Source organism: Actinomyces oris (assembly GCF_001553935.1).
GTDB classification, from domain to species: domain Bacteria; phylum Actinomycetota; class Actinomycetes; order Actinomycetales; family Actinomycetaceae; genus Actinomyces; species Actinomyces oris_A.
On sequence record NZ_CP014232.1, the window covers coordinates 2,428,319 to 2,450,828 of the forward strand.

The 22,510-nt window shown below is 69.8% G+C and carries 17 protein-coding genes and 1 pseudogene; 12 read left to right on the forward strand and 6 right to left on the reverse strand.

Going from position 1 to position 22,510, the window contains the following annotated elements:
* Positions 1 to 22: 22 nt before the first annotated feature.
* The 3 genes from wecB to AXE84_RS09740 all read left to right on the forward strand — a co-directional run bounded on the left by wecB (position 23) and on the right by AXE84_RS09740 (position 4,765).
* Positions 23 to 1,225 carry a non-hydrolyzing UDP-N-acetylglucosamine 2-epimerase gene (wecB, locus tag AXE84_RS09730; RefSeq protein WP_060957732.1) on the forward strand — a complete coding sequence of 401 codons (1,203 nt, stop codon included), beginning with the start codon at positions 23 to 25 and terminating at the stop codon, positions 1,223 to 1,225.
* Positions 1,222 to 3,177, forward strand: a complete 1,956-nt coding sequence (locus AXE84_RS09735; RefSeq protein ID WP_060957733.1) for a DUF2334 domain-containing protein — start codon at positions 1,222 to 1,224, stop codon at positions 3,175 to 3,177. Before wecB ends, AXE84_RS09735 begins: the two co-directional genes overlap by 4 nt.
* A gap of 94 nt (positions 3,178 to 3,271) precedes the next feature.
* Positions 3,272 to 4,765, forward strand: coding sequence for a hypothetical protein (locus tag AXE84_RS09740; protein ID WP_060957734.1), 1,494 nt, complete (start codon positions 3,272 to 3,274; stop codon positions 4,763 to 4,765).
* 48 nt (positions 4,766 to 4,813) lie between these two features.
* Here AXE84_RS09740 and AXE84_RS09745 read toward each other — a convergent pair whose 3' ends face one another.
* Entirely contained in the window at positions 4,814 to 7,147 is a 2,334-nt protein-coding gene (locus AXE84_RS09745; protein WP_060957735.1) for a RecQ family ATP-dependent DNA helicase, read from the reverse strand.
* A gap of 50 nt (positions 7,148 to 7,197) precedes the next feature.
* On the opposite strand from AXE84_RS09745, the gene AXE84_RS09750 reads away from it, so the two are divergent.
* The 4 genes from AXE84_RS09750 to AXE84_RS09765 all read left to right on the forward strand — a co-directional run bounded on the left by AXE84_RS09750 (position 7,198) and on the right by AXE84_RS09765 (position 11,998).
* Positions 7,198 to 9,132 carry a cation:proton antiporter gene (locus AXE84_RS09750; RefSeq protein ID WP_060957736.1) on the forward strand — a complete coding sequence of 645 codons (1,935 nt, stop codon included), beginning with the start codon at positions 7,198 to 7,200 and terminating at the stop codon, positions 9,130 to 9,132.
* Positions 9,133 to 9,233: 101 nt separating this feature from the next.
* Positions 9,234 to 10,376 carry a histidinol-phosphate transaminase gene (locus AXE84_RS09755; RefSeq protein ID WP_060957737.1) on the forward strand — a complete coding sequence of 381 codons (1,143 nt, stop codon included), beginning with the start codon at positions 9,234 to 9,236 and terminating at the stop codon, positions 10,374 to 10,376.
* 111 nt (positions 10,377 to 10,487) lie between these two features.
* Positions 10,488 to 11,087, forward strand: coding sequence for an imidazoleglycerol-phosphate dehydratase HisB (gene hisB / locus AXE84_RS09760; RefSeq protein ID WP_060957738.1), 600 nt, complete (start codon positions 10,488 to 10,490; stop codon positions 11,085 to 11,087).
* The gene (locus tag AXE84_RS09765) at positions 11,087 to 11,998 is read left to right on the forward strand and encodes a hypothetical protein (protein ID WP_208854553.1); all 912 of its coding nucleotides are present in this window, start codon (positions 11,087 to 11,089) and stop codon (positions 11,996 to 11,998) included. The genes hisB and AXE84_RS09765 overlap by 1 nt, the downstream gene beginning before the upstream one ends.
* A 46-nt stretch (positions 11,999 to 12,044) precedes the next feature.
* Here the strand turns inward: AXE84_RS09765 and AXE84_RS09770 are convergent, their stop codons facing one another.
* Entirely contained in the window at positions 12,045 to 13,628 is a 1,584-nt protein-coding gene (locus AXE84_RS09770; RefSeq protein WP_060957740.1) for a serine/threonine-protein kinase, read from the reverse strand.
* A 428-nt stretch (positions 13,629 to 14,056) separates the two neighbouring features.
* On the opposite strand from AXE84_RS09770, the gene hisH reads away from it, so the two are divergent.
* On the forward strand, positions 14,057 to 14,695 hold the full coding sequence (gene hisH, locus AXE84_RS09775; RefSeq protein WP_060957741.1) for an imidazole glycerol phosphate synthase subunit HisH: 639 nt from the start codon (positions 14,057 to 14,059) through the stop codon (positions 14,693 to 14,695).
* A gap of 40 nt (positions 14,696 to 14,735) precedes the next feature.
* Positions 14,736 to 15,488, forward strand: a complete 753-nt coding sequence (gene priA, locus AXE84_RS09780) for a bifunctional 1-(5-phosphoribosyl)-5-((5-phosphoribosylamino)methylideneamino)imidazole-4-carboxamide isomerase/phosphoribosylanthranilate isomerase PriA (RefSeq protein WP_060957742.1) — start codon at positions 14,736 to 14,738, stop codon at positions 15,486 to 15,488.
* A 61-nt stretch (positions 15,489 to 15,549) separates the two neighbouring features.
* Here the strand turns inward: priA and AXE84_RS09785 are convergent, their stop codons facing one another.
* The 3 genes and pseudogenes from AXE84_RS09785 to AXE84_RS09795 form a co-directional block, all read right to left on the reverse strand.
* A complete protein-coding gene (locus AXE84_RS09785; RefSeq protein ID WP_060957743.1) occupies positions 15,550 to 16,842 on the reverse strand; it encodes a lysophospholipid acyltransferase family protein in 1,293 nt (430 codons plus the stop codon).
* Between the two features lie 95 nt (positions 16,843 to 16,937).
* Positions 16,938 to 17,873: a phosphatidate cytidylyltransferase gene (locus AXE84_RS09790; protein WP_060957744.1), complete on the reverse strand. Its 936-nt coding sequence runs from the start codon at positions 17,871 to 17,873 to the stop codon at positions 16,938 to 16,940.
* Positions 17,870 to 18,567, reverse strand: a pseudogene (locus AXE84_RS09795) (CDP-alcohol phosphatidyltransferase family protein). Before AXE84_RS09795 ends, AXE84_RS09790 begins: the two are co-directional and overlap by 4 nt.
* Before the next feature lie 98 nt (positions 18,568 to 18,665).
* On the opposite strand from AXE84_RS09795, the gene AXE84_RS09800 reads away from it, so the two are divergent.
* On the forward strand, positions 18,666 to 19,523 hold the full coding sequence (locus tag AXE84_RS09800) for an SseB family protein (protein WP_236750049.1): 858 nt from the start codon (positions 18,666 to 18,668) through the stop codon (positions 19,521 to 19,523).
* Between the two features lie 22 nt (positions 19,524 to 19,545).
* Here AXE84_RS09800 and AXE84_RS09805 read toward each other — a convergent pair whose 3' ends face one another.
* A complete protein-coding gene (locus AXE84_RS09805) occupies positions 19,546 to 19,863 on the reverse strand; it encodes a hypothetical protein (RefSeq protein ID WP_029316430.1) in 318 nt (105 codons plus the stop codon).
* A 66-nt stretch (positions 19,864 to 19,929) separates the two neighbouring features.
* On the opposite strand from AXE84_RS09805, the gene AXE84_RS09810 reads away from it, so the two are divergent.
* Together AXE84_RS09810 and AXE84_RS09815 are read left to right on the forward strand one after the other, a co-directional pair.
* A complete protein-coding gene (locus tag AXE84_RS09810; RefSeq protein WP_148229154.1) occupies positions 19,930 to 20,718 on the forward strand; it encodes an ABC transporter ATP-binding protein in 789 nt (262 codons plus the stop codon).
* The gene (locus AXE84_RS09815; protein ID WP_060957746.1) at positions 20,715 to 22,322 is read left to right on the forward strand and encodes a DUF6297 family protein; all 1,608 of its coding nucleotides are present in this window, start codon (positions 20,715 to 20,717) and stop codon (positions 22,320 to 22,322) included. Before AXE84_RS09810 ends, AXE84_RS09815 begins: the two co-directional genes overlap by 4 nt.
* The last annotated feature ends 188 nt before the right edge of the window (positions 22,323 to 22,510 follow it).

The window sequence follows — 22,510 nt, forward strand, 5'->3', positions numbered from 1 at the left end:
ACACACGACCAGGAGAATCCCCATGACAACCGACTCCACGCAAACGGGCCGCCCCCTGAGGGTCATGCTCGTCTACGGCACCCGCCCGGAGGCGATCAAGCTCGCCCCCCTGGTGGCCGCCATGCGCGACGACGAGCGTTTCAATCCGATCGTCGTCGTCACCGGACAGCACCGTGAGATGCTCGACCAGGTGCACGAGTTCTTCGGCATCGTGCCCGACGATGACCTCGACATCCACTCACCGGGACAGACCCTCACCCAGATCACCAACCGCTGCCTGCAAGGGGTGGGGCGGGCCATTGAGGCCCACCGGCCCGACGCCGTCGTCGTCCAGGGGGACACCACCTCCGCCTTCGCCGCTGCGCTGGCGGCTTTCTACCACGAGGTACCCGTCCTCCACGTCGAGGCCGGTCTGCGCACCGGGGACATCTCCTCGCCCTTCCCCGAGGAGGCCAACCGGCGGCTCATCAGCCAGGTGACCACCCTGCACCTATGCCCCACCACCACCAGTCGGGACAACCTGCTGCGCGAGAACACCGACCCGCAGACCGTCAGTGTCACGGGCAACACGGTCATCGACGCGCTCCTGGTCGCCGTGGACCGTCGGGTCCCGCCACCGGATGAGGAGCTGGCCGCAGCACTGAAGGACGCCTCTCGGCGAGTCGTGCTCGTCACCGCCCACCGCCGTGAGTCCTGGGGCGAGCCGATGCGGGCCATCGGCCGCGCCGTCGCGCGCCTGGCCGGCAAGCACCCCGAGGTGCTCTTCGTGCTGCCGGTTCACCGCAACCCCAAGGTTCGAGAGGACCTCCTGCCGCAGATCGAGGGCCACGCCAACGTCATCTGGTGCGACCCGCTGGAGTACGGCGCCTTCTGCGCACTCATCGACCGCTGCGACGTCGTGCTCACCGACTCCGGCGGCGTCCAGGAGGAGGCCCCCGCGCTGTCCAAGCCTGTCCTGGTCATGAGGGACAACACCGAGCGTCCTGAGGCGGTCGCCTTCGGGGTTGCCGAGCTGGTCGGAACCGACGAGGAGCGCATCGTCGAGAGGGTCTCCACGCTGCTGACCGACGAGGCGGCCTACACGACCATGGCCCAGGCCGCAAACCCCTACGGCGACGGACACGCGAGCAAGCGCATCCTGGCCGCCACCGCCGCCCTGTTCGGCCGCGGTGTTCCCCTTCCCGAGTTTGAACCCGTTCCCACCTCATCGAAGGAGTGTTCATGAGTCTCCCAACCCTTGCGTCCTCACGACGCCGCCGCTGTGCGCTGGCCGCCATCGCGGTGTGCCTGGGCAGCTCCATCACCGCCGTCGGCCCTGCTCAGGCCGCACCCGCCCCCGACGCGCAGCCTCCGATCGCTGCCCAGGCCGCCGCGGCCAACCCGGCCGGCGGGGCCCAGGCCAATGACGCCGACCCGGCCAAGAAGCCGCTTCCGGCTCCGCCCGAGCCCGCCGCCGCGGCCAAGAAAGAGCTCCCCCTCAAGGGAGACAAGCAGGCCGACGTGGATCTCAACAAGCCCGCCCCCGCCGCCGGGCAGGTCAAGATCCGTGACCTGAAGCAGAACGCCCCCGAGGTTCCTGCCGGTGCGGTGACCTTCTCCAACCAGGAGGCGGGACCGGCATCGACCCTGGTCCTGTTCGACACCACGGGTGACTACGCCAAGCTGGGGGAGTACTACGCCCTGAGCATGGGCACCCTTGCCAGCCACTCCGGGACCGTGACGACCCTCCCGGTCAAGGACTACGTCGCCGGCCTGGCCGGTCGCTTCACCAACGTGGTCTACATCGGCTCCACCTACGACGAGCCCCTGCCGCGGGCCTTCATCGACGATGCCCTGACCGGCAACATCCCCGTCATGTGGTCCGGCTTCAACATCTGGCAGCTGGCCAAGACCGACGCCGACCGCGCCGCCTTCACCCAGCGCTACGGCTGGGACGCGGCCACCTCCTACATCGATTCCGCCGACCGGGTCACCAAGATCAGCTACAACGGCGCCTCCTTGAAGCGCAACGAGCTCAACTCCGGTGGCATCATCGCTCCGCACATCACCCGCGAGAAGGACGTCAAGGTCCTGGGGCGTGCTGAGTGCTCCAAGCCCGACGGTGCGGCCACCGCGTGCGCCTCCGTCGCACAGTCCGGCACTACCTCCTTCCCCTGGGCGGTCAGCTCCTCGGGAATGACCTTCATCGGTGAGATTCCGCTGACCTACCTGGGTGAGCAGGACCGGTACATCGCGGCTGCCGACATCCTCCTGGACTTCCTCCAGCCCGGTGCCCAGCAGTTCCGACAGGCCGCTGTGCGTCTGGAGGACGTGACCCCGGACAGCGACCCCGAGGAGCTGCAGGCGATCGTCGACTACCTCCACAGTCAGAACGTGCCCTTCCAGATGGCGGTGGTGCCCAAGTACATCGACCCCAAGGGCACTGAGAACAACGGGACACCCAAGGAGCTCACTCTGGAGGACGCTCCGGAGCTGGTGGAAGTCCTGCAGGATGCGGTGAACAAGGGCGGAACGATCGTTCAGCACGGCACCACCCACCAGTTCGGGACCCTGGACAACCCCTACAACGCCGTCTCCGCCGACGACTTCGAGTTCATCCGCTCGTGGTGCTCGGCCACCAACGACACCAAGGCCCCACCCATCGACTGCCAGGACAAGTCCTTCGTGCAGATCGGAGGCACCCTGCCGGGCACCTCCCAGGAATGGGCTTCCGAGCGCGTGGATCAGGGACGCCAGATCTTCGGGGAGGTCGACCTGCCGACTCCGGAGATCTTCGAGACTCCGCACTACTCGGCCACCCGTGAGGCCTACTACGGCATCGGGGAGCACTACTCGGTGCGTTACGAGCGTGAGCTCCTCTATGCCGGCACCCTGACCAACACCCAGGCCGGCCCCCATGACTACTACGGGCAGTTCTTCCCCTACGCGGTCAACGACCCCTACGGGACCCACGTCCTGCCTGAGAACCTGGGCAACTTCGAGCCCAACGAGATCAACCAGCACCCGCCGCGCCTGGCTCAGGAGGTCATCGACGCGGCCAAGCTCAACCTGGTCAACACTCACGCCACCGCCAGCTTCTTCTTCCACCCCTACTACCCGCTGCCCGAGCTGAAGAAGATCGTCGCCGGCATCAAGGCCGAGGGGTACACCTTCGTGCCGGCCTCGGAGCTGAAATGACCACAGTGTCGACTGTGAGACTTAGCGGCATCAGAGTGACAGACATGAGACCGTTCGGTCGGAATATCTCTCATAAGACTGGAATACTGCTCCCATGACATGTGAGACCAACCGCAGAAGGGTGCTGGCGCTCCTGGGCACTGGCGTTCTGGGAGCGGCAGTGTCCTCCTGCGGGCACGCGAACGTGACTCCGCCGGCCATGGGGGACGGGGCGACCACGCACCTGAGCCTTCACATCAGTGATGCTCAGGGCAACGCCCTCAACCTCGAGGCGCTGCGACGCATTCAGTCCAACGGCAAGGGCGAGGTCGGTTATGACGACGCGCTCCTGGATGCCAAGACCCTGGAGGTCATCGCCGTCGGTCCCCTCTACCAGGATGAAGGCGGCGTCATCGGCATTGATGTGCCTACCGGACGCGAGTGCACTCTGACCATGTCGTGGCCGACCAGTCATGGGTACTCGGCACTCATGGCGGATCTACCGTCCTCCGGCGAGCACGATCTCCTGGAGCTGGCGGCCCGAACCCTTCACGGGCGGCAGGCCGAGCGCCTCGCGCAGGCCACCGCGAAGGGGTACAAGGGGGCTGACGAGGCGGTGAAGCTGCGGGCATCCGCCCAGCAGTCCCTGGATGCCTGCTCCAAGGCCCAGGCCTGGACCGAGCGGGGCCGCCTGGCGAACTCCGCCCTGGACTCGGCCGCAGGGGCCCAGCTCTCCCTGGACCGGGCACTGGCCGCTCAGGCGCCGCAGGACGCCGTCATCGGGGTGACCTTCACTCGGGTGCCCACGTCCGCGGAGGTCACCGCCGCGCTGGCCCCCAGTGGTCCCGGGGGCGGCAAGCGGAAGGTGTCGGCTCGTCTCGTGATCAGTGACCCCAATGACGCCGAGGAGATGGCCGGATGGCGCAGCACGGTGGAGGCCCTGCACGCGCAGGGCGGTCAGGCCCTGGCCCAGATCTGCGACTCCCACGACATGGTCGCCCTGACCGACTCCGCCTGGGACACGCGGGTCGCTACCCTGATCAAGGCGCTTCCCAATGTCGACGCCTGGGAGGTCGGCAACGAGATCGGCGGGGACTGGCTGGGCGCCGGGCCGGTGGCCAAGGTCCAGCGAGCGGCCAAGGCCGTGCGCGAGCGCACCAGTGCCACGACCGTGCTGACCCTGTACTACCAGCTCGGGCAGGCGGACCCGACGTACTCCCTGTTCAGCTATGCCGCCAGGGAGATCCCTGCGTCGATCAGGGAACTGATCGACGTCGTGGGACTGTCCGTCTACCCCCAGCTCCATCCGCTGGGAACAGCCGCTGACCGAGTCCTCAGTACCCTGGAGACCGCCTTCGCCTCCTCCCGGATCGCCGTGACCGAGCTCGGGTACGGGGGTGCAGACCTCAATACCGGTCCCTGGTGGTTCGGCTCGGCCTCCGACCCCGTGGCGGCCCGCACCGCCGTCGCTGAGCATGTCACCGGCGCAGCGTTGGGACGGTCCGACGCCTGGGGAGCCCCCTTCTGGTGGTACTACCTCGAGGACCAGATCGGAACCCCGGGGGGCCAGGTGGCTCCAGCGCTGGCCGCAGTGTCCACTGGCTTCTAGGACACGGGGCCGGTGGGCAACGCCTGGTCAGGCAGTGCCCACCGGCCCCTACTTCTGTGCCAGGACGAAGGGGTGGACCGCCTCCGCCCCCGCCTCGCGCAGGAGGGAGGCCGCCACTGTGAGCGTCCAGCCGGAGTCACTCCAGTCGTCCACGAGGACCACGACGCGCTCGCGCAGCTCGTCGAGCGTTTGGGCGGACCAGCCCCGCAGCGTCAGGCTGCGGGCCACCTGTGCCAGACGAAACGCAGAGCCCACATCGTGCTGCGGCGGCTCCTGACTGCCCAGACCCACGACGCCCAAGGGCTGTGCTCCCAGCTGTACGGCTACGGCGTGCCCCAGCCGGCGAACCATGTGGGGGCGGGTGCGGGAGTCCACGACGACGACGGCCAGCGGCCTGCTCGGACGGCCCTGCCCGGCGGCTTCCTGCTCACCGCGGATGAGCTCAGCGAGCCGATCCACCGCCGCAAGCACCTGCGGCCTGATCGCCACCGGGACCTCGCCGTCAGCGCCGGAGCCCACCAGCTCGCGCAGCGCCACCGAGGTTCCCAATCCGTCCAGCCTGCCCACCGCCAACCCGGTCGCCGCCTGCCGGTCGGCTCTGATGCGGCCCTTGAGGTGGCCCAGGCCCAGCCGATCCATCCCGGTGGGCCACTGGCGGCGCGCCCGCAACTCGACCCCTGCGCGCCCCAGCGTCTGTCGGGCGGCACCGACCTGTTCCCGGTCGGGGGCGTCAAGCAGGTCCAGGCCCCCGCACAGGTCGCAGGCGCCGCAGCGCCATCCCGGCTCAAGCAGGGGGTCATCGAGCACCGACCTTAAGAAGGCCATCCGGCAGGAGGATGAGCCCTGATATGGGGAGGGCTCAGTACCGAGACGCTCATAGGTGAGCATCGCCTCCTGCTCGGCGCGGCGCGCGGCCTCGACTCGCGCATAACGCTCGGCGTCATAGCACCAGGGGCGGCCAGTGGACTCCCAACCGCCACGAACCCGGCGCACGGCGCCGTCAACGTCAAGGACCTTGAGCATGGACTCCAGCCGGCTGCGTCGCAACGAGGTCACCGTCTCCAGCACCGCCGTGGACGCAGCTCCGTCGCCCGCGGCCCTGCGCTCCTCCAAGGTGTCCAGGACCACGCGAACCTGCTCCTCGGGTGGGAAGCCCTGCGATCCGAACCACTCCCAGATGGCCCGGTCCTCCGGGCCGGGCAGCAGGACCACCTCAGCCCGCTCCACACCACGACCGGCGCGACCCACCTGCTGGTAGTAGCTCACCGGCGAGGACGGGGCCCCCACGTGCACCACGAAGGCCAGGTCCGGCTTGTCGAAGCCCATGCCCAGAGCGGAGGTGGCCACCAGCGCCCTGACCCGGTTGGCCTTGAGGTCCTCCTCCAGGCGCTCGCGCTCAGCGGCGTCGGTCTGCCCCGTGTAGGCGGCCACCTCCACACCGGCTGTGCGCAGGTGCTCGGCGACCTCCATCGCCGCCGAGACCGTCAGACAGTAGACGATGCCGCTGCCGGGAGTGCCACCGATGTAGGCGGCCAGCCAGGCCAGGCGGGAGGCGGCATCAGGCAGCATCCTGACCCCCAGGTGGAGAGAGCCACGCTCCAGGGTCCCCCGCAGCACCAGGACCTGCTCGCCGCCCGCCCCACCCGACTCCAGGGATGCCCCCAGCTGCTCGGCGACGTCGGCACTGACCCGGCGGTTCGCGGTCGCCGTCGTGGCCAGGACCGGGGTGCGCGGCGGCAGTCCCGCCAGCAGGGTGGCGATGCGCCGGTAGTCGGGGCGGAAGTCGTGGCCCCAGTCCGAGATGCAGTGGGCCTCGTCGATGACCACCAGTGCGGCGCTCGCAGCCAGGTGGGGGAGGATCTCATCGCGGAAGACCGGGTTGTTGAGGCGCTCCGGGGAGACCAGCAGGACATCGACCTCACCAGCGGCCACCTGAGCCTGAATCTCCTCCCACTGGGTGACATTGGCCGAGTTCATGGTCACGGCCCGGATCCCGGCGCGGCTTGCAGCGGCGGCCACTTGGTCGCGCATGAGGGCCAGCAGCGGCGAGATGATGACGCTCGCCCCGGTACCGGTGCGCGCACCGGGGGATGGCAGTGGGGTGCCCGGGCTCCAGCCTCCCCAGCCCTCTCGCAGCAGGACCGTCGCCACGAAGTACACCGCCGACTTCCCCCACCCGGTGCGCTGGACCACCAGGGCTCGGCGGCGTGCGATGACCAGCGCCTCGATCGCCCGCCACTGGTCCTCACGCAGGCGCGCGTCGCTGCGGCCCACGAGCTCGCGCAGGACGGCCTCGGCCCGCTCACGCACGGGCGAGTCGAGCCGATCGGGGCGCACGGAACGCTCAGAGTCCTTGGGATCCTGGGGTCCTGTGATCGTCACGGAACCACGGTAGCGTGGACGATCAAGGTGGCACTAGATAGTCTTGGCCCATGGACCTCCTCATCATCGCCGTGCTGGGCACTTTGGCCATCGCGGCGGCCTCTCAGCTCAGCGACCGTATCGGGGTCGCCCCAGCGCTGATCCTTCTGGCGGGCGGCACGGCAGTGGGCTTCCTGCCCTTCATCCCGGCGATCGAGCTGGACCCCCAGGTGGTCCTGGAGGGGATCCTCCCCCCGCTGCTGTTCTCCACCGCGGTGAGCATCTCCACCATCAACTTCCGCCGGGAGCTCGCCCCGGTGGCGGTGCTGGCCATCCTGCTGGTGCCCCTGTCCGCCGCGGTGATCGGCGCGGTCCTCACCCTCCTGGTTCCGGGGCTCTCCCTGGCCTGGGCCATCGCCATGGGGGCGATCCTCAGCCCCACCGACGCCGTGGCCATCTCCATCGCCCGCCGGCTGGGAGTCTCCCAACGCATCATCACCGTCCTGGAGGGGGAGGGACTGCTCAACGACGCCACCGCACTGGTGGTCCTGTCCTCCGCCGTCTCCGCGGCCACCTCCGGCGGAGTGAGTGTCGGAGGCGTCCTGGGCGGTTTCGCCCTGGCGGTCCTCGTGGCCCTGGGGGTGGGCTGGCTCGTTGGCGAGGCGAGCCTGCGGGTGCGCTCCCACATCACCGACCCCACCGTGGACACGGTGGTGTCCTTCACCGTCCCCTTCCTCGCGGCGATCCCGGCCGAGCACATGCACGGCTCGGGGCTCGTGGCAGCCGTCGTCGCCGGGCTCATCACCGGCCACCGCGGTCCCCGGATGCTGCCGCCCGCCCACCGGGTGGCCTCACGTACCAACTGGCACACCGTCGAGCTCACCCTGGAAGGACTCATCTTCCTGGTCATGGGGCTGGAGTTCTTCGGCGTCGTGGAGAAGGTCGGCGCCTCAGCTCTCGGTGTTGTCCGGGCTGTCGCGGTCGCTGTCGTTGCCGGGGCGCTGACCGTCGTCATCCGGGCGCTGGTTGTGGCACCCATGCTCAAACTCCTCAGCCACCGGACCGCGCGCTGGGCTATCCACTGGCAGGAGAACGAGGAGGCCATCCACCAGTTCCAGAACCGCTGCTCGGCCATCGTGCGCGGAGAGTCCGAGATGCCCCCGGTCCCCTGGGACCGTCGCCCCTTCGCACAGGTCCAGCGCAAGCTCCGCCAGTCGACCAACCACGAGAGCATCGCTCGGCGCGCACGCAGCCTCTCCAGCCGGGTCAGACGCCGGGGCGCCGACCTGGACTACTTCGCAGCCGAGCCCCTGGGCAGACGCGAAGGCGCCGTCATCGTCTGGGCGGGCATGCGCGGAGCCATCACCCTGGCAGCCGCTCAGACCCTGCCGGTCACAGCGCCGCATTACTCCTTCCTCCTCCTGGTGGCCATGCTCGTGGCCGCCGGCTCACTGACGATCCAAGGACTCACGCTGCCCGCCCTGGTCCGCCTCGCCAGACCCGCCATGGCCGGGCCCGCCGACGAGGAGGAGAAGGCCGCCGTCATCTCGCTGCTGGTCAACGCCGCCCGTGACGTCGCCTCCGTCGACACTCACGGTGCCTCCCAACAGGCCACCCCCACAGTGCTCACCGGCGCCGCAGACCCCGACGCCTCGCACACACATACGACCATGAGCGCTCCCGGCCTGGACAAGGTCTCACAGGGCGCCCCCGACCCGGAGAACAACGAGAGCCTCAGCCCCACCACTGAGCAGCACGGTCTCGTACGCAGGCAGGGCAATGACGTCGTCGTCTCGCCGGCAGCCGTTGCCAAGGCCTGGGCCGACCCCACCTGGCGCCACGACGAGCTCGCCCCCATGCGAGAACGCGCCCTGGACATGATCCGAGCCCAGCGCGAGGCCCTTCTCGACGCCGGCGACGAGGGCCTCTACTCGGCCGACTCCCTGGAGCACGCCCTGAACCGCCTCGACTACCAGGAGATCATGCTCACCAGCGATCCGCACTGACAACACCGCCAGCAGGACACTGCGACCGCCGCCCTCGGCGCCGCAGCACCACCGGATGGGCGGCCCAACCGCTGGGGCGGACCGAGCCGTAGACTCCAGGCGTGAACGCGAACCTGCCCCTGAGACCGGACCTGGAGGGCGAGGCCCCCTACGGGGCCCCCGAGATCGACGTCCCCGTGAGACTGAACGTCAACGAGAACCCCTACCCGCCCTCGGCCGCGGTCATCGAGTCGATCGCCACCGCCGTGGCTCAGGCCGCCCAGGGACTCAACCGCTACCCGGAGCGGGACTTCCCCCGGCTGCGGGCCGCGCTCGCGGACTATCTCGAGGCCGAGTCCGGCGTGCACCTGACCCCTGAGCAGATCTGGGCGGCCAACGGCTCCAATGAGGTCATGCTCCACGTGCTCCAGGCCTTCGGCGGCCCCGGGCGTACCTGCCTGACCTTCACCCCCACGTACTCGATGTACCCCGAGTACGCCCGCGACACGCTGACCGACTACGCCACCCGACCGCGCCGCAAGGACTTCACCCTCGATACGGACGCCGCGGTGGCCGCGATCAAGGAGCTGCGGCCGGCCGTCGTCATCCTGGCCAGCCCCAACAACCCGACCGGAACCGCCCTGCCGCTGGAGGACATCACGCGGATCCTTGAGGCCGCCCGCGACCACGGCCCCATGCTCGGAGCCGAGATCGGCTCGCCCGCCCGGGCCAGCGACTGTGTCGTCGTCATCGATGAGGCCTACGCCGAGTTCCGCCGCCCGGGCGTGCCCAGCGCCCTGGAGCTGGTGGGGCCGGACAACCCGCACCTGGCCGTCACCCGCACCATGTCGAAGGCCTTCGGAGCGGCCGGGCTGCGCCTGGGCTACCTGGCCGCCGACCGCGCCCTGGTAGACGCCCTGCGCGTGGTGCGCCTGCCCTACCACCTCTCCGCCGTCACTCAGGCCGCCGCCCTGGCCGCCCTGTCCCACCGCGACGAGCTCATGGCTCAGGTGGCCTCCCTGCGCGATGAGCGCGATGCCTTCGTGGACTGGCTGCACAGCCAGGGCCTGAGCGCGCACGAATCGGACGCCAACTTCGTCCTGTTCGGCCCCTTCCCCGACCGCGAGGCCGTCTGGCAGGCCCTGCTCGACGCCGGGGTCCTCATCCGTGTCGTCGGCCCCGAGGGTTTCCTGCGGGCCAGCATCGGCACGCCGGAGGAGATGGCACGCCTGCGCGCCGCCCTGACCTCAGCCATCGGCAGGTGAGAGGGACGCCGGCAGCGATCGGCGCCTGGGACCGGTAGGGTTGCTATCGATTGAGATACCTATCAACCACTGTGCTGAAAAAGCACGACACCCGATGCTGAGGAAGCACTTATGAGCCGTACCGCGCGCATTGAGCGAGCCACGAGCGAGTCGAGCGTCGTCGTCGAGATCAACCTCGATGGCACGGGCCAGACCGACATCTCCACCACTGTCCCCTTCTACGACCACATGCTCACCGCGCTGGGGCGCCACTCACTCATCGATCTGACGGTGCGAGCCACCGGTGACACCGAGATCGACGTGCACCACACCGTGGAGGACACCGCCATCTGCATCGGTGAGGCCCTGCGCGCCGCCCTGGGGGACAAGCGCGGCATCCGCCGCTTCGGTGAGGCCAGCGTTCCCCTGGACGAGGCTCTGGCTCATGCCGTCGTCGACATCTCCGGACGCCCCTACCTGGTGCACGAGGGGGAGTCCGAGGCCTTCGTCCACCACCTCATCGGCGGTCACTTCACCGGTTCCATGGTGCGCCACGTGCTGGAGGCCATCGCCTACCACGCCGGCATCTGTCTGCACGTACGGGTCCTGTCCGGGCGCGATCCCCACCACATCGCCGAGGCCGAGTTCAAGGCCCTGGCCCGCGCCCTGCGCGCAGCCGTCGAGGACGACCCCCGTGTTGAGACCATCCCATCGACGAAGGGAAGCCTGTGATGGACCAGACCCCCCGACCCGACGAGAGTCGCGACGACCACCAGGACCACCAGCGCGACCTGGACGCCGAGTTCGCCGCCCTCATGGGCGACGTGGAGATCCCCGACGACCTCTCGACCGAGGACCTGGGGGCCGAGCAGGCCACCGGCAGCGAACCCGGCCGGCAGGCCCCGGTGGAGGAGGACTCCGTATCGACCGGCTCCGCGGGGGAGAGCGGACCGGCAGACGTCAGGCCCGACGACGTCCCCCACAACACCTACCATCCCCTGAACGGGAGAGACGAGACAACGGAGGACTCCGACCGCTCCCGGCTCACCGACGCCCAGGAGGCGCAGATCGCCGCCGCGGCCGAATCCCTGAGCTCCTACGTGCCCGATCAGCCCGAGGACCAGGCTCCCCGGGCGGTCAAGGTCGCCGTCGTCATGACGCCGCTGAACCGGGCCGACGGTCTGGCCGGAATGTGCTCCCTGCTGGACCTCGACTGCACCGTGGTGCCCTCCTCCAGCGGGGCCTTCGCGGTCAAGCAGTTCGTCTCCGCCCACTCGGACTGGGACGTGGCCGAGCTGCTCGGCGGCTCCGACTCCGAGCCGGCCGAGGCCGCGGAGCTGGCCGCCCAGCTCTCCCGCCTGTCCCGGGCCGGCGCCGTCCTCATGACCGCTGACCTGGCCACCGACGTCGGTATCGAGTCCGGTCTGTCCGGGACGATCACCGCCCGTCACTTCACCAATGGCCAGCCCGGCGAGGAGGCCTCGGCGGGGCTCCTGCTGGCCTCCATGGATCAGGTCGTCGAGGACGTCCTCCTGGGAGTCATCGACGCCGACGACGTCCCCGGAGCGGTGAAGTCCTCCGAGATCCAGGCGCCCCGGGCGATGCGCTGGTTCGGACGCGGCCTGCGCCGTCCCCCGCAGTGACCCCACCGGCACACGCCGCCCGCCGCCGACCAGGGGCGGGCGGCTCCTAGCCGGCGTAGGAGCTCGTCCGCTGCCCGTCCTTGTCGGAGGCGATGCAGGAGAAGCCCCGCTTCCCGGCGTTCCAGCCGGCCTCCCCCGGTCCCAGCACCGATGTGCTCGGATCGGCGGCCCCGTACTGCTGGGCGGCCTGCGCGGTACAGGTGGCCTGCACGTTGGGGTCGGCCGCCAGGTCGTCATCACTGGAACCCGAGGTGCTCTCCGCCAGGGTCCCCACCTGGTAGACCTCCCAGGAGTGGGGCTCGTTGCAGCTGACCTTCCTGGCCGTGGTCTGGCCCGAGATCGAGGTGGTGCCCGCCAGGCAGGTACCCACCGGGTGCGGTGGGGTCGAGGCGTTGTCCTGACCCGGCGATGAGGGCTGGGACACGGCTCCTGACGGGCCGGTGGCACTGGCCGCAGGAGCCAGACGGGCACCCGCCACCCATCCTGCGCTCAGACCGACGACCAGGCCGACAACCGCGCCGATCGCCGCGGAGCGCAGAGCGGTCCGCCTCCGTTCTCGGCTAGAGAGTTGCAGCGACTGACTCTGCTGCGCTGACACGGGCGCGTTCAGCAGCGCCTTGTCGGAGCGCTCCAGCCCGCCTGAGACGATGGAGGGCGCCGAGGCGGCGGACCCCGAGGAGCCGGTGGGGCGGACCGGGAAGACGGAGTCCGATGCCGCCCACTGCGATGCACCGCTAGGAGCGTACGAGTTGGGTGAGCCCGCCTCTTCACTGCGCGGAGGCGGCGCGAGCCCGGCCTCAACCAGCCGCAAAGAGGTCACTGGCCCGCCGACAGCCAGGTTCCCCTTCCCCAGAGCCTCACGGATCTGCCCCAGGGCTCCGGTGAGCTCCGTGCCGTTGCGGTAGCGGTGCGTGGGATCCGGAGCCATCGCCTTGCTCAGGATCGGCAGCAGGATCTCAGGGACGTTCGGGTCGGTGAGGTCCAGGGGATCGTCGAGGGACCGGACGATCTCCGGCAGGCTGCGCTGCACTCCGTCGCGACCACGCCGAGGACCCCGGCCCGTCAGCAGGGCGAAGAGCACCGCCCCCATGGACCACACGTCCCCCTCGGGGCCGGGGCTGGCCAGCATGAAGGCCTCCGGCGCGGCGAAGTCGGGGGTGAGGCACTCCAGGGTCACGGTGGGGTCCTGACCCTCGCGCTGGACAGCGGCGATACCGAAGTCCGACAGCCGAGGAGAGCCGTAGGAGTCCAGAAGGATATTGGCTGGTTTGACGTCCCGGTGCGTGACGCCGGCTGCATGGGCAGCTCCCAGGGCCGAGGCAGCGGCCTCCACGAGGGCCACGGCGTCGGAGGCGGGTGTCGGGCCACGCGAGACGAGGTCGTAGAGGCTGCCGCCCGCGCACAGCTCCATGACGAGGTAGGGGCGCAGATCGGGCAGCTTGCCGGTATCCACCAGCGAGACGACGTGAGGATGCCCCGAGATCCTCGAGGCCGCCTGCACCTCGCGCATGAAGCGCCGCTCATTGCGGGGATCGTCCAAGGGGCGGGAGTCCACCTTGACGGCGACCGGGCGCTCCAGGGAGTCCTGGACGCCGGCATAGACCGTGGCGAAGCCGCCACGCCCCAGCACCGAGGTGATCCGCACCCCGGGAATGGAGAACGGCGCAGCACTGCGCGACCCGCTGGAACTGCCCGAACCTGCCCCCGCCGCTGCGGGGGAGTGGCTCGCGGAGGCCTGAGAAGACGGTGGAGGAGGGGAAGCCGGCCAAGGCGGCGCAGACGCCTGGCCGGAGGGGAACTGCATGCTCACAGACGAATACTCGCCCATCTTGGGGGAATCGTGAAAGGAAGCCGGCGACCTGGATCCAGATCGCACGTGTGCTCCTGTGCCTTCGCGCTGTTCCCGCGCGAGGCTGTGACCAGCTCGACGCGCTACCCGGACCGTCCGGCCAAGGCGGCTGAGCCGGTGCCACAGGCCCCGGTTCTGCGCATGTCACAGGGCGTTTCAGAGTGTGGAGGATACTCGGAACGATCTTCCGGGACGGTAGGGTATGTCACATGCAAGCGCCACGCGTCACCGTCCTGTCCTACGGATCCGGCAATGTCCGCTCGGCGGTGCGTGCTCTGGAGCGCGTCGGAGCGCAGGTGACCCTCACCAGCGACCCGCACGAGGTCACCGAGGCCGACGGACTCGTGGTACCCGGGGTGGGCGCATTCGGCGCGGTCATGGAGCAGCTGCGGGCAGTCGACGCGCCTCGGCTCATCGAGCGGCGCCTGGCCGGCGGCAGGCCGGTCCTGGGAATCTGCGTGGGCATGCAGGTCATGTTCGAGCGCTCCCAGGAGCATGGGACCGCTGAGGATGGGCTGGGACAATGGCCCGGTACCGTGTCCCGCCTGAGAGCCGACGTCGTTCCGCACATGGGATGGAGCCTGGTCCGGCCTCCCGCCGCCTCCGTTCTGTTCGACGGCGTCGCCGAGGAGCGCTTCTACTTCGTCCATTCCTATGCGGCTACCCAGGACCCCGCCGAGCTGCTCGGTCCCGGTCCCACCCGACTGCCTCAGGTCACGTGGGCCACTCACGGCCACGACTTCGTCGCCGCCGTGGAGAACGGCTCCCTGTGCGCCACGCAGTTCCACCCTGAGAAGTCCGGTGACGCAGGGGCTCAGCTGCTGCGCAACTGGCTGACGACTCTCTGATCCCACCCGAGCCATCCCACGATCACTGCAGGAGACACCCATGCTCACTCTACTTCCCGCCGTCGATGTCGCCGATGGCAAGGCCGTCCGCCTCCTTCAGGGAGAGGTCGGCTCAGAGACGGACTACGGCAGTCCCGTCGACGCCGCCCGGGACTGGGTGCGCGCCGGGGCCGAGTGGATCCACCTGGTGGATCTCGATGCCGCTTTCGGGCGCGGCTCCAACCATGAGCTGCTGGCGCGCATCGTCGGCGAGGTCGGCATCAGGGTGGAGCTCTCCGGGGGGATCCGTGATGATGCCTCACTGGCCCGCGCCCTGTCCGCCGGAGCCGCGCGGGTCAACCTGGGGACGGCTGCTCTCGAGGACCCTGAGTGGACTGAACGGGTCATCGCCGAGCACGGGGAGAAGATCGCCGTCGGCCTCGACGTGCGCGGCTCCACCTTGGCGGCCCGCGGCTGGACCAAGGAGGGCGGAGACCTGTGGGAGACCCTCGAGCGGCTCAATGCCGCAGGGTGCGCGCGCTACGTCGTCACCGACGTGACCCGGGACGGGACGCTGAGCGGACCCAACACCGCCCTGCTCACCGAGGTCTGCCAGCGCACCGCGGCACCGGTGGTCGCCTCCGGAGGTATCGCCCATCTCGACGACCTGGTCGCGCTGCGCCGTCTGGTGCCGCTGGGACTGGAGGGTGCGATTGTCGGCAAGGCGCTCTACAACGGCAACTTCACCCTTCAGGAGGCGCTGGTCGTGGCCGGTGACGAGGAGAGGCGCGAGCCTTCGCAGGCTCGTTCCTGACCTTTGCCCGACCCTGTCTGAGACTGCTCCGAGATTGCTCCGTGGCTGCGACGCGGGCGGACTACGGGCGCCCAGAACGCTTCGGGCGCTGCCAGTGCCTGATGACGCCTCGAAGCGCGGTGGCGAAGACGACGCCGGTGGTTGCCAGGTAGGTGCCGTAGTGCTGACGGGTGATTGGGCCCAGCGGCTTGCCCAGTGTCTTGACGATGGCGGTGGAGGCCGTCATGCGCGCGGCACGCTCCCCGGCCGCGTGAAGGACGACTGAGGGCAGAGGCAGGTTGCTGCGCCCAGACTCGGCGGCGAAGAGCTTCACCGGAATCCCGGTCAGCGCTTGCTTCCAGTACCCGCGTGGCCCTCGGCTCAGGTAACGGGATGTCGCCGCCCTCATCTCCGGAGCGGTCCACGGCGCGGGAGGCTGGAGTCCACTCCGAGTCAGCAGGTGCGTGACCGCCACTCCGGTGACCGAGCCCGCCACCACCATCGCCGCCCGCCGCCACATCCGCTCGGGGTGGGTCAGCCCCAGCCAGACCTGGCTCATCTCAGCCATGATCGGGAAGGAGATGGCCTCAGCCATGCCCCAGACGAACATCACGGCGTCTCCGCGACCGCCCTCCATCGCGGTGTGCAGGACGGTGAAGACGTCTGAGACCGGCTCGGGTCTGCGGGGGCGCTGGAGCATCTCCACGATCCGCTCGCGCGCCAGGTCGCTGACGCCCTCCACGTCATCACTGGGGGCGATCGGCTCACCGACACGGACCTCGACGGGGGAGTAACGGGGCAGGCCGCCCTTCTTCGGCATCATCTCTCGCGTCCCCACCAGCGCGACCGGCAGCACCGGGATCCCGAAGTCTCGTGCGAGCCGGGCGGCCCCGGAGTGAAAGCGGCTCATGTGGCCGTCCGTGGAGCGGGTGCCCTCGGGGAAGATGAGAATACTCATCGACTCGGCCACCCGATTGGCCAGTGTTCCCCGCAGCTCCTCGTAGGCGCCCTCGCCGTCGCGCCGTACCGGATAGGCGCCCAGCAGCCCCCTGGCCACGAGGCGACGAGAGCGACGGGTGAACCAGTAGTCCTGGGCAGCGACGGTGACCACCCGCATGAGGGTGGGGGAGGCACTCATCATTGCGATCGTGTCCGCATGGGAGCCGTGGTTGGCAACGACAACGTAGGGGCCGTCGGTCTCGAACTCGCCCTCGACCCGCACGCCCCCGAACGGAGCGATGACGGCGGACCAGAAACGCTGCCGCAGTACCGCGCGCCAGGTGACCTTCTGGGGTGTTCGCACGATCGATTGCAGGCGGCGTCCGGCTGAGGCGATCTCGGCCGAACCTGGAACCGAGGGAATCTGAAGGGGCATCGGGCTACCTTTCCGTGGGGGGTGCGGGCGATTGAAGGAGACGGCTCGGAGTCGAGAGGGGCAGGGCTGGGGCGGACGGCTGCGAACCGGCCCACTCACCCCATGACGGCGGCCAGAGGCAGGACCAGGAGCAGGGAGTCGACGCGGTCCAGCAGACCGCCGAACCCGGGCAGCCAGGCACCGGCGTCCTTGACTCCGGCTGTGCGTTTGACGAGAGACTCCAGCAGGTCCCCCAGGACTCCGCCCAGACCGACGGCGATCACCAGGCCGGGCGTGATCTGGCCCAGCAGGGTGAGAATGAGGGTGGCCCCGATGACGGCCCCCGCCAGTCCGCCGAGCGTCTTGTTCGGGGACAAGGGGGACAGCGGTCGTCGTGCCCAGGCCATGGGGCGCAGGAAGGTCCCGCCGGCCCACGCGGCCACATCGGCGGCCGCAGCCGCGAAGGCGATGAGGAACGCGTCGTGCCACAGCACCACGAGGTGTGCCAGGGACCAGGGAATCCAGATCGAGGCGAAACCGGCGATCGTCGCCCTCCTCAGACCATGCTCGACGTCGCCGGACAGGATGGCGGGCACGGCGCACACGAGTACCGTGAGCGGAGCCAGCGCCATGAGTCCCGGGCGCAACCAGGCGGCTAGCGGATAGATCACCGCCAGTGACACCAGCATCAGGGTCTCCGCTTTGGGCAGCCGAGTGAGTCGGGAGAGCTCACGAACCGACTGCAACCCGAGGGCGGTGGCAAGCAGCGCCGTCGTCCCCCGTCCGACCCAGATAGGAATGCCGACCGCCGGGATAATGATGGCCCACGTCGTCCAGCGGCGGCGCAGCTCCGCCTTACGGGACAGGGCCACGCCGATGCCGGCCAGGAGCAGGATCGCCACGGCCGTGGCCGCAAGGAACACCGCTCGGCCCGTGAGGATCCACCCCGGCCCGGGAACGGTTACGGTCCACGAGCGGTTGCCGCCCACGATCCAGTCGATCACTCCGCCGTCTGCCTCACGCCCCTTCCAGGAGCTGATCGCGGTGTTCACGACTGGGCTCCCGGGGCGGCCTCGTCCTCAGGGGCACTGCCGCCGATGAGGCTGATGTCCTGCGGCGGCGGTGGGGCCATGGTGTCGGCCATGGCCGGGCCGGTGTGTCCTGCGAGCGCGGCGGCGGTTCGCGCCAGCCGTACGCAGGCCGTCGCCGCCGAGCCCACGATGATGACCCAGGCGATGATCGACAGATACTGGGGGAGGGCGGCCCCTACGACCGCGGCCAGGCACCGCTCGGTCTTGCCGAACGGGCCGCCGTTGAGCCTGGCGGCGCCAGCGCCTGCGGCGGCCAGGGAGATGAAGGTCGGTAGTGTTGCTGTCGCTAGAGCGATGAGGGTCAGGTAGACCGTGGTGGTCGATGAACCGGTGCGCAGGGCGAGGCCCACGAGACCGGCCATGATGAACAGGTCGGAGAGCCGGTCCCCGATCTCGTTGAGGACGAAGCCGAAGGGTCTCGATACTCCACGGGCCCGAGCCACGGCGCCGTCGAGATTCGCGCCCCCGAGCCGGGCGGCCAGCAGGATGAATGCCAGAATCCACCAGCCCATGACCAGTGCCCCGCAGCCCAGCGCGGCAGCGATGACGCCGACGGCAGTCCACACGTCAGGGGAGATGCCGCGGCGCACTGACGCCTGGATGATGACCCCAGCCTGCGGGTGTACCAGTACTTCAACGAGTAGAGCGATACCACCTCAGCAGGCTATCGAGCCACGTTCTCGAAGGTGAGTGATTGGTCCGGAAGATACTGGGGAGTAATCCCCAGGGCTCGGACACGCTACGGTGAGTGCCATGAGCACGTCTTCGGATCAACCGCTGCCGACTGCGCGGCCTGAGGCGGCACCCCAGGTGGCTGCCGCCATAGCCGCACGGGCCAAGCTGGAGCGTCTTCTGGCTGCGCCTGCCCCCTTCGCCGACGACGACGGCTCGATCAGTCCAGAGGTGCGCCAGGCGCTGGAGGCTGTGGACCTGCCGCGTCATCAGTACCTCGATGAGCTGTGGGCGGCCCTCGTCGCTGGCCGGCTGATCGTTCCCGTGGCCGCTCACGCCCTTCCCGGACGCCTGGAGGGGAGTCTGGCGCAGTCCGCGGGCCTGCCGCATGGCCCGTCGGGCGACGGCGCACCGCAGGTCCCGGCTCATGAGGTGCACACCGCCGACGCCTGCCAGGACGCGGCGACCCTGGCGGTGAGCCTGCCCGACGGGCACGTCGCCCTACCGGTGTTCACCAGCGTTGAGGCCATGAGCCGCTGGCGCAGCGACGTGCGTCCCGTGCCCGTCTCGCCCCAGCGAGCGGCCCAGGTCGCCTGCCTGTCCACCGACCAGCTGTGGGTGCTCGACCCCGGTAGCCGGGACCTGCGACTGCCGCGTCCCGCCGTCGTGGCCCTGGCCGGGGGAGAGGAGTGGGTGCCCTCATGGCGCAACGAGCCGGTTCAGGCCGAGGTACGCGCCCAGCTCCAGGAGATCGACGGTGTCACCGGCGTGGCTTTCGGCCCCGGTGAGAGCGCCGAGCTGCGGGTGTTCATCCGCATTGACGCCGCAGGCGGTCGCGCCGGTGTGGCCCGCAGCCTGGAGGGCTGTCAGTACGTCATGATCAACCCGGCCTGGGGCGACCTCATCGACACCGTGGAGCTGTGCCCGCTTCCCGCCTGATCCGAGCGGCTGGAACCCGATCTCAGGAGCGCCCCAGGATACGGGCCTCCCACTGCTCGACCTGTCCGTAGTGGTCCTCCAGCGGCCCAGCCACCTGGTCGAAGCGGGCAACGACATCGCGCAGAGCCTGGCCGTCCTGGGGGCGGTCGGCTCTCTGGGCGATCCGGGCACAGGCCTCAGCGATCGTTCGGATCTGGGTGAGGTCTCGGGTCGATACCGTCACCCGGCCGGGACCCGGGTCCCTCGTGGTGCTCCAGTCGGTTCCTGCCTCACGAGAGAGGGCGGAATCGTCGTCGGACGCGCCATTGGGGTCCGGGGTCCTCACGCTGTTCCAATCCATGACTGCGGAGCGTAAGGCATCCGATTCGACCAGGCCACCGAAAAAACGTGTGTTGGAATAGTTCCGATGAGCACGAAGTCGACCACCACAGTCCCATCTCGTCCGGACCCGGCGACAACACCCGGTATCCGGCATGATGTCAACAGTGGTGCCCAGCCCCCGGCGGTGAGTCGGGAGCCGTTGGTGAGCGCCCGCGACCTCAGTGTCGGATACGGTGACCAGTCGGTCTGCGCCCCGGCGACCTTCGATCTGCTTCCCGGCCAGGTGCTGGCCCTCGTCGGGGTCAACGGGGCCGGCAAGTCGACGATCCTGCGTACCTGCTGCGGGCTACTGCGTCCGTTGTCGGGGCAGGTTCACGTACTCGGACACGTCCCGGATCCGCGCTCAGGCGCCCAGCGCGCCGCCCTCGCCACGGATCTGGGGCAGGAGTCCTTCTTCCCCACCCTGACCGTCGCCGAGCACCTGCGGATGGTCTGCTTCGGCCACGGTGTCGTCGAGGCTGATGAGCGGGTCAGTGACCTGCTGGAGGACCTGGAACTGCGACATCTCGCGGGGCACCTTCCCGAGGAGCTCTCCTCGGGGCAGCGGCGTCGACTGGCGCTGGCCTCAGTCCTGGTTCGGCCCCGCAGGCTGCTGGTCCTCGACGAGCCCGAGCAGCGCCTGGACCGGGTGACCCGTCTGCTCCTGGCCGACATGCTCGTTGAGGAGCGTGAGGCCGGTGGGGGAGTGCTCATGGTCTCCCACGACCCGGAGATCGTGGAGGAGGCGGCCACTGACGTGCTCCTCGTCGGACGCGACACCCGGATGCTCAGCGTGGACGACGGCGTGCGCGCCATTGAGGAGGGGCTGAGGTGACGCCGCCGGGTGACCGGACGGCGCCGGTCCTCTCCACTGAGCTGGAGACGATGGCCCTTCCCGATGGGGCCGCGTTGCGCACGTGGGTGCGGCGCCGTACTCGGCGGCACCTCCACGGTGTCTGGGCGCTCGTGGGGGACGTCTACTCCATACTCCTGACACTCATCGTCGTCGTGACGATCCTGGCCCCGTATCTGCGTCGGATGCTCGTGGCTCAGCCTGGCTCAGTCGGGGCCGGTACGCTCGGCGACTTCGCCACGGTGGGCCTCGACCCCGGGTGGGGGTTCCTGGCGCTGATCGTGCTGCTGGCGGCGGTCGGTGTCGGTTCACTCGGCCGGCTCGGCCCGCTCTTCCTGCGCCCCCACGAGGCGGCCTGGTGGCTGCCCATGCCTGGAGACCGGGCCAGTCTCCTGGTGCCGGTGGCCCGCGTCGAGTACCTCATCGCGGCCACCGTGGGAGCCGCGGCGGGCGTGCTCCCGGCGGTGGCGGCCGGAGGCGGCTGGATCGCTGCCGCGGCGTGGCCTGCCCTGCTGTCGGCCGGGACCTGCCTGGTCCTCACCGAGCTCATCAAGGCCCAGATTCATGACCGCGACGTCGAGCCGCTGCGGCGTCGTCTCATCGTGGCTGGGGTCGCGGCATTCCTGGCCGGTGTGGTGCTTGCCTTCCCGAGTTCATTGCTCAGCAACACGGCGGTCGCCCTCCTGGCTGGGTCGCTGGCCTTCCTGGCCGTGCTGGGATGGCGGCGGGCCAGAGGCAGCCTGGGTAAGGTGCATGATGCTGCGCTCCTGGCCGTCGTCGCTCGGTCCTTCGGCGCGCACGTCTCGCTGCTGTCGTTGGACACCAGGGCCCTGGGGCGGCTGCTTTCCCCGGATCCCAACCGGCCCGCGGATCCTTCGCCGCTGCGGGCGGCGCGGATCGGGAGCCGACTGCCCCGACCCCTGGGGGTGCTGATAGCAGTGGCTCAGGCGGACTGGATCCTGCTGCGTCGCCAGCGCAGGCGCCTGCTTCAGATGGGGGTCGGGCTGGCCATCGCGATGCTGCCGCTGCTGTCCGGGACGGTCGGCGCCCCGCTGCGCGCCGTCGGCTACCTCATCGGAGGCTGGATCGCGACCCTGGCCGTTGCCGAGCCGGCGCGCCAGGCCTGGTTCGACGGCGGTCCTGACACCTCCTGGCCGGTGGCGCCCTGGGTGGTGCGAGCAGGCCACCTGCTTGTGCCGGCCGTCCTCATGAGCGCCTGGTCCATGCTGAGCCTGGCTCCGGCCATGGCGGCCCTTGGGGCCGCGGCCGTCTGGAAGGGGCTGGTCATCGTGGTTGCCCTGGCCCTGGTGAGCGGCTGGGCCTGGGCCGGGGTGGCGCTGCGCTCCGGCTACCGGGAGATGCCCGACTTCGCGGCCGGACTCATCGCCTCTCCCATGGGCTCCCTGCCGCCGGGAGTGGTGCAGATGCTGACTCAAGGTCCTGACGCCGTCGTTGTCGGAGCACTGACCACGGCGCTGGTCGCCAGTGGAATCGCGGTGCCGACGACGGCGCTGCTTGGGATCCAGGCCGCCGCCGGTGCTGTCGCCGTCGTGTGGGGAGTCCGCACGAACCGCCGGGCCTCTTGATGACTTGCCTCGCCTCGACGCACGCCTCACACGTGGGAGGACTCACGTCAAGAGGGGCGAGGACACGGTGGGAGAGCGAGCCCGCGTCCTGGTAGTATCCTTCACTGACCACCCGGGGTTCGCCCCGGTGCGCAAGCGGAGCGATCCCACCTGGGTTCCTTTCGGGAATCGGGTTCATGCGAGGGCGA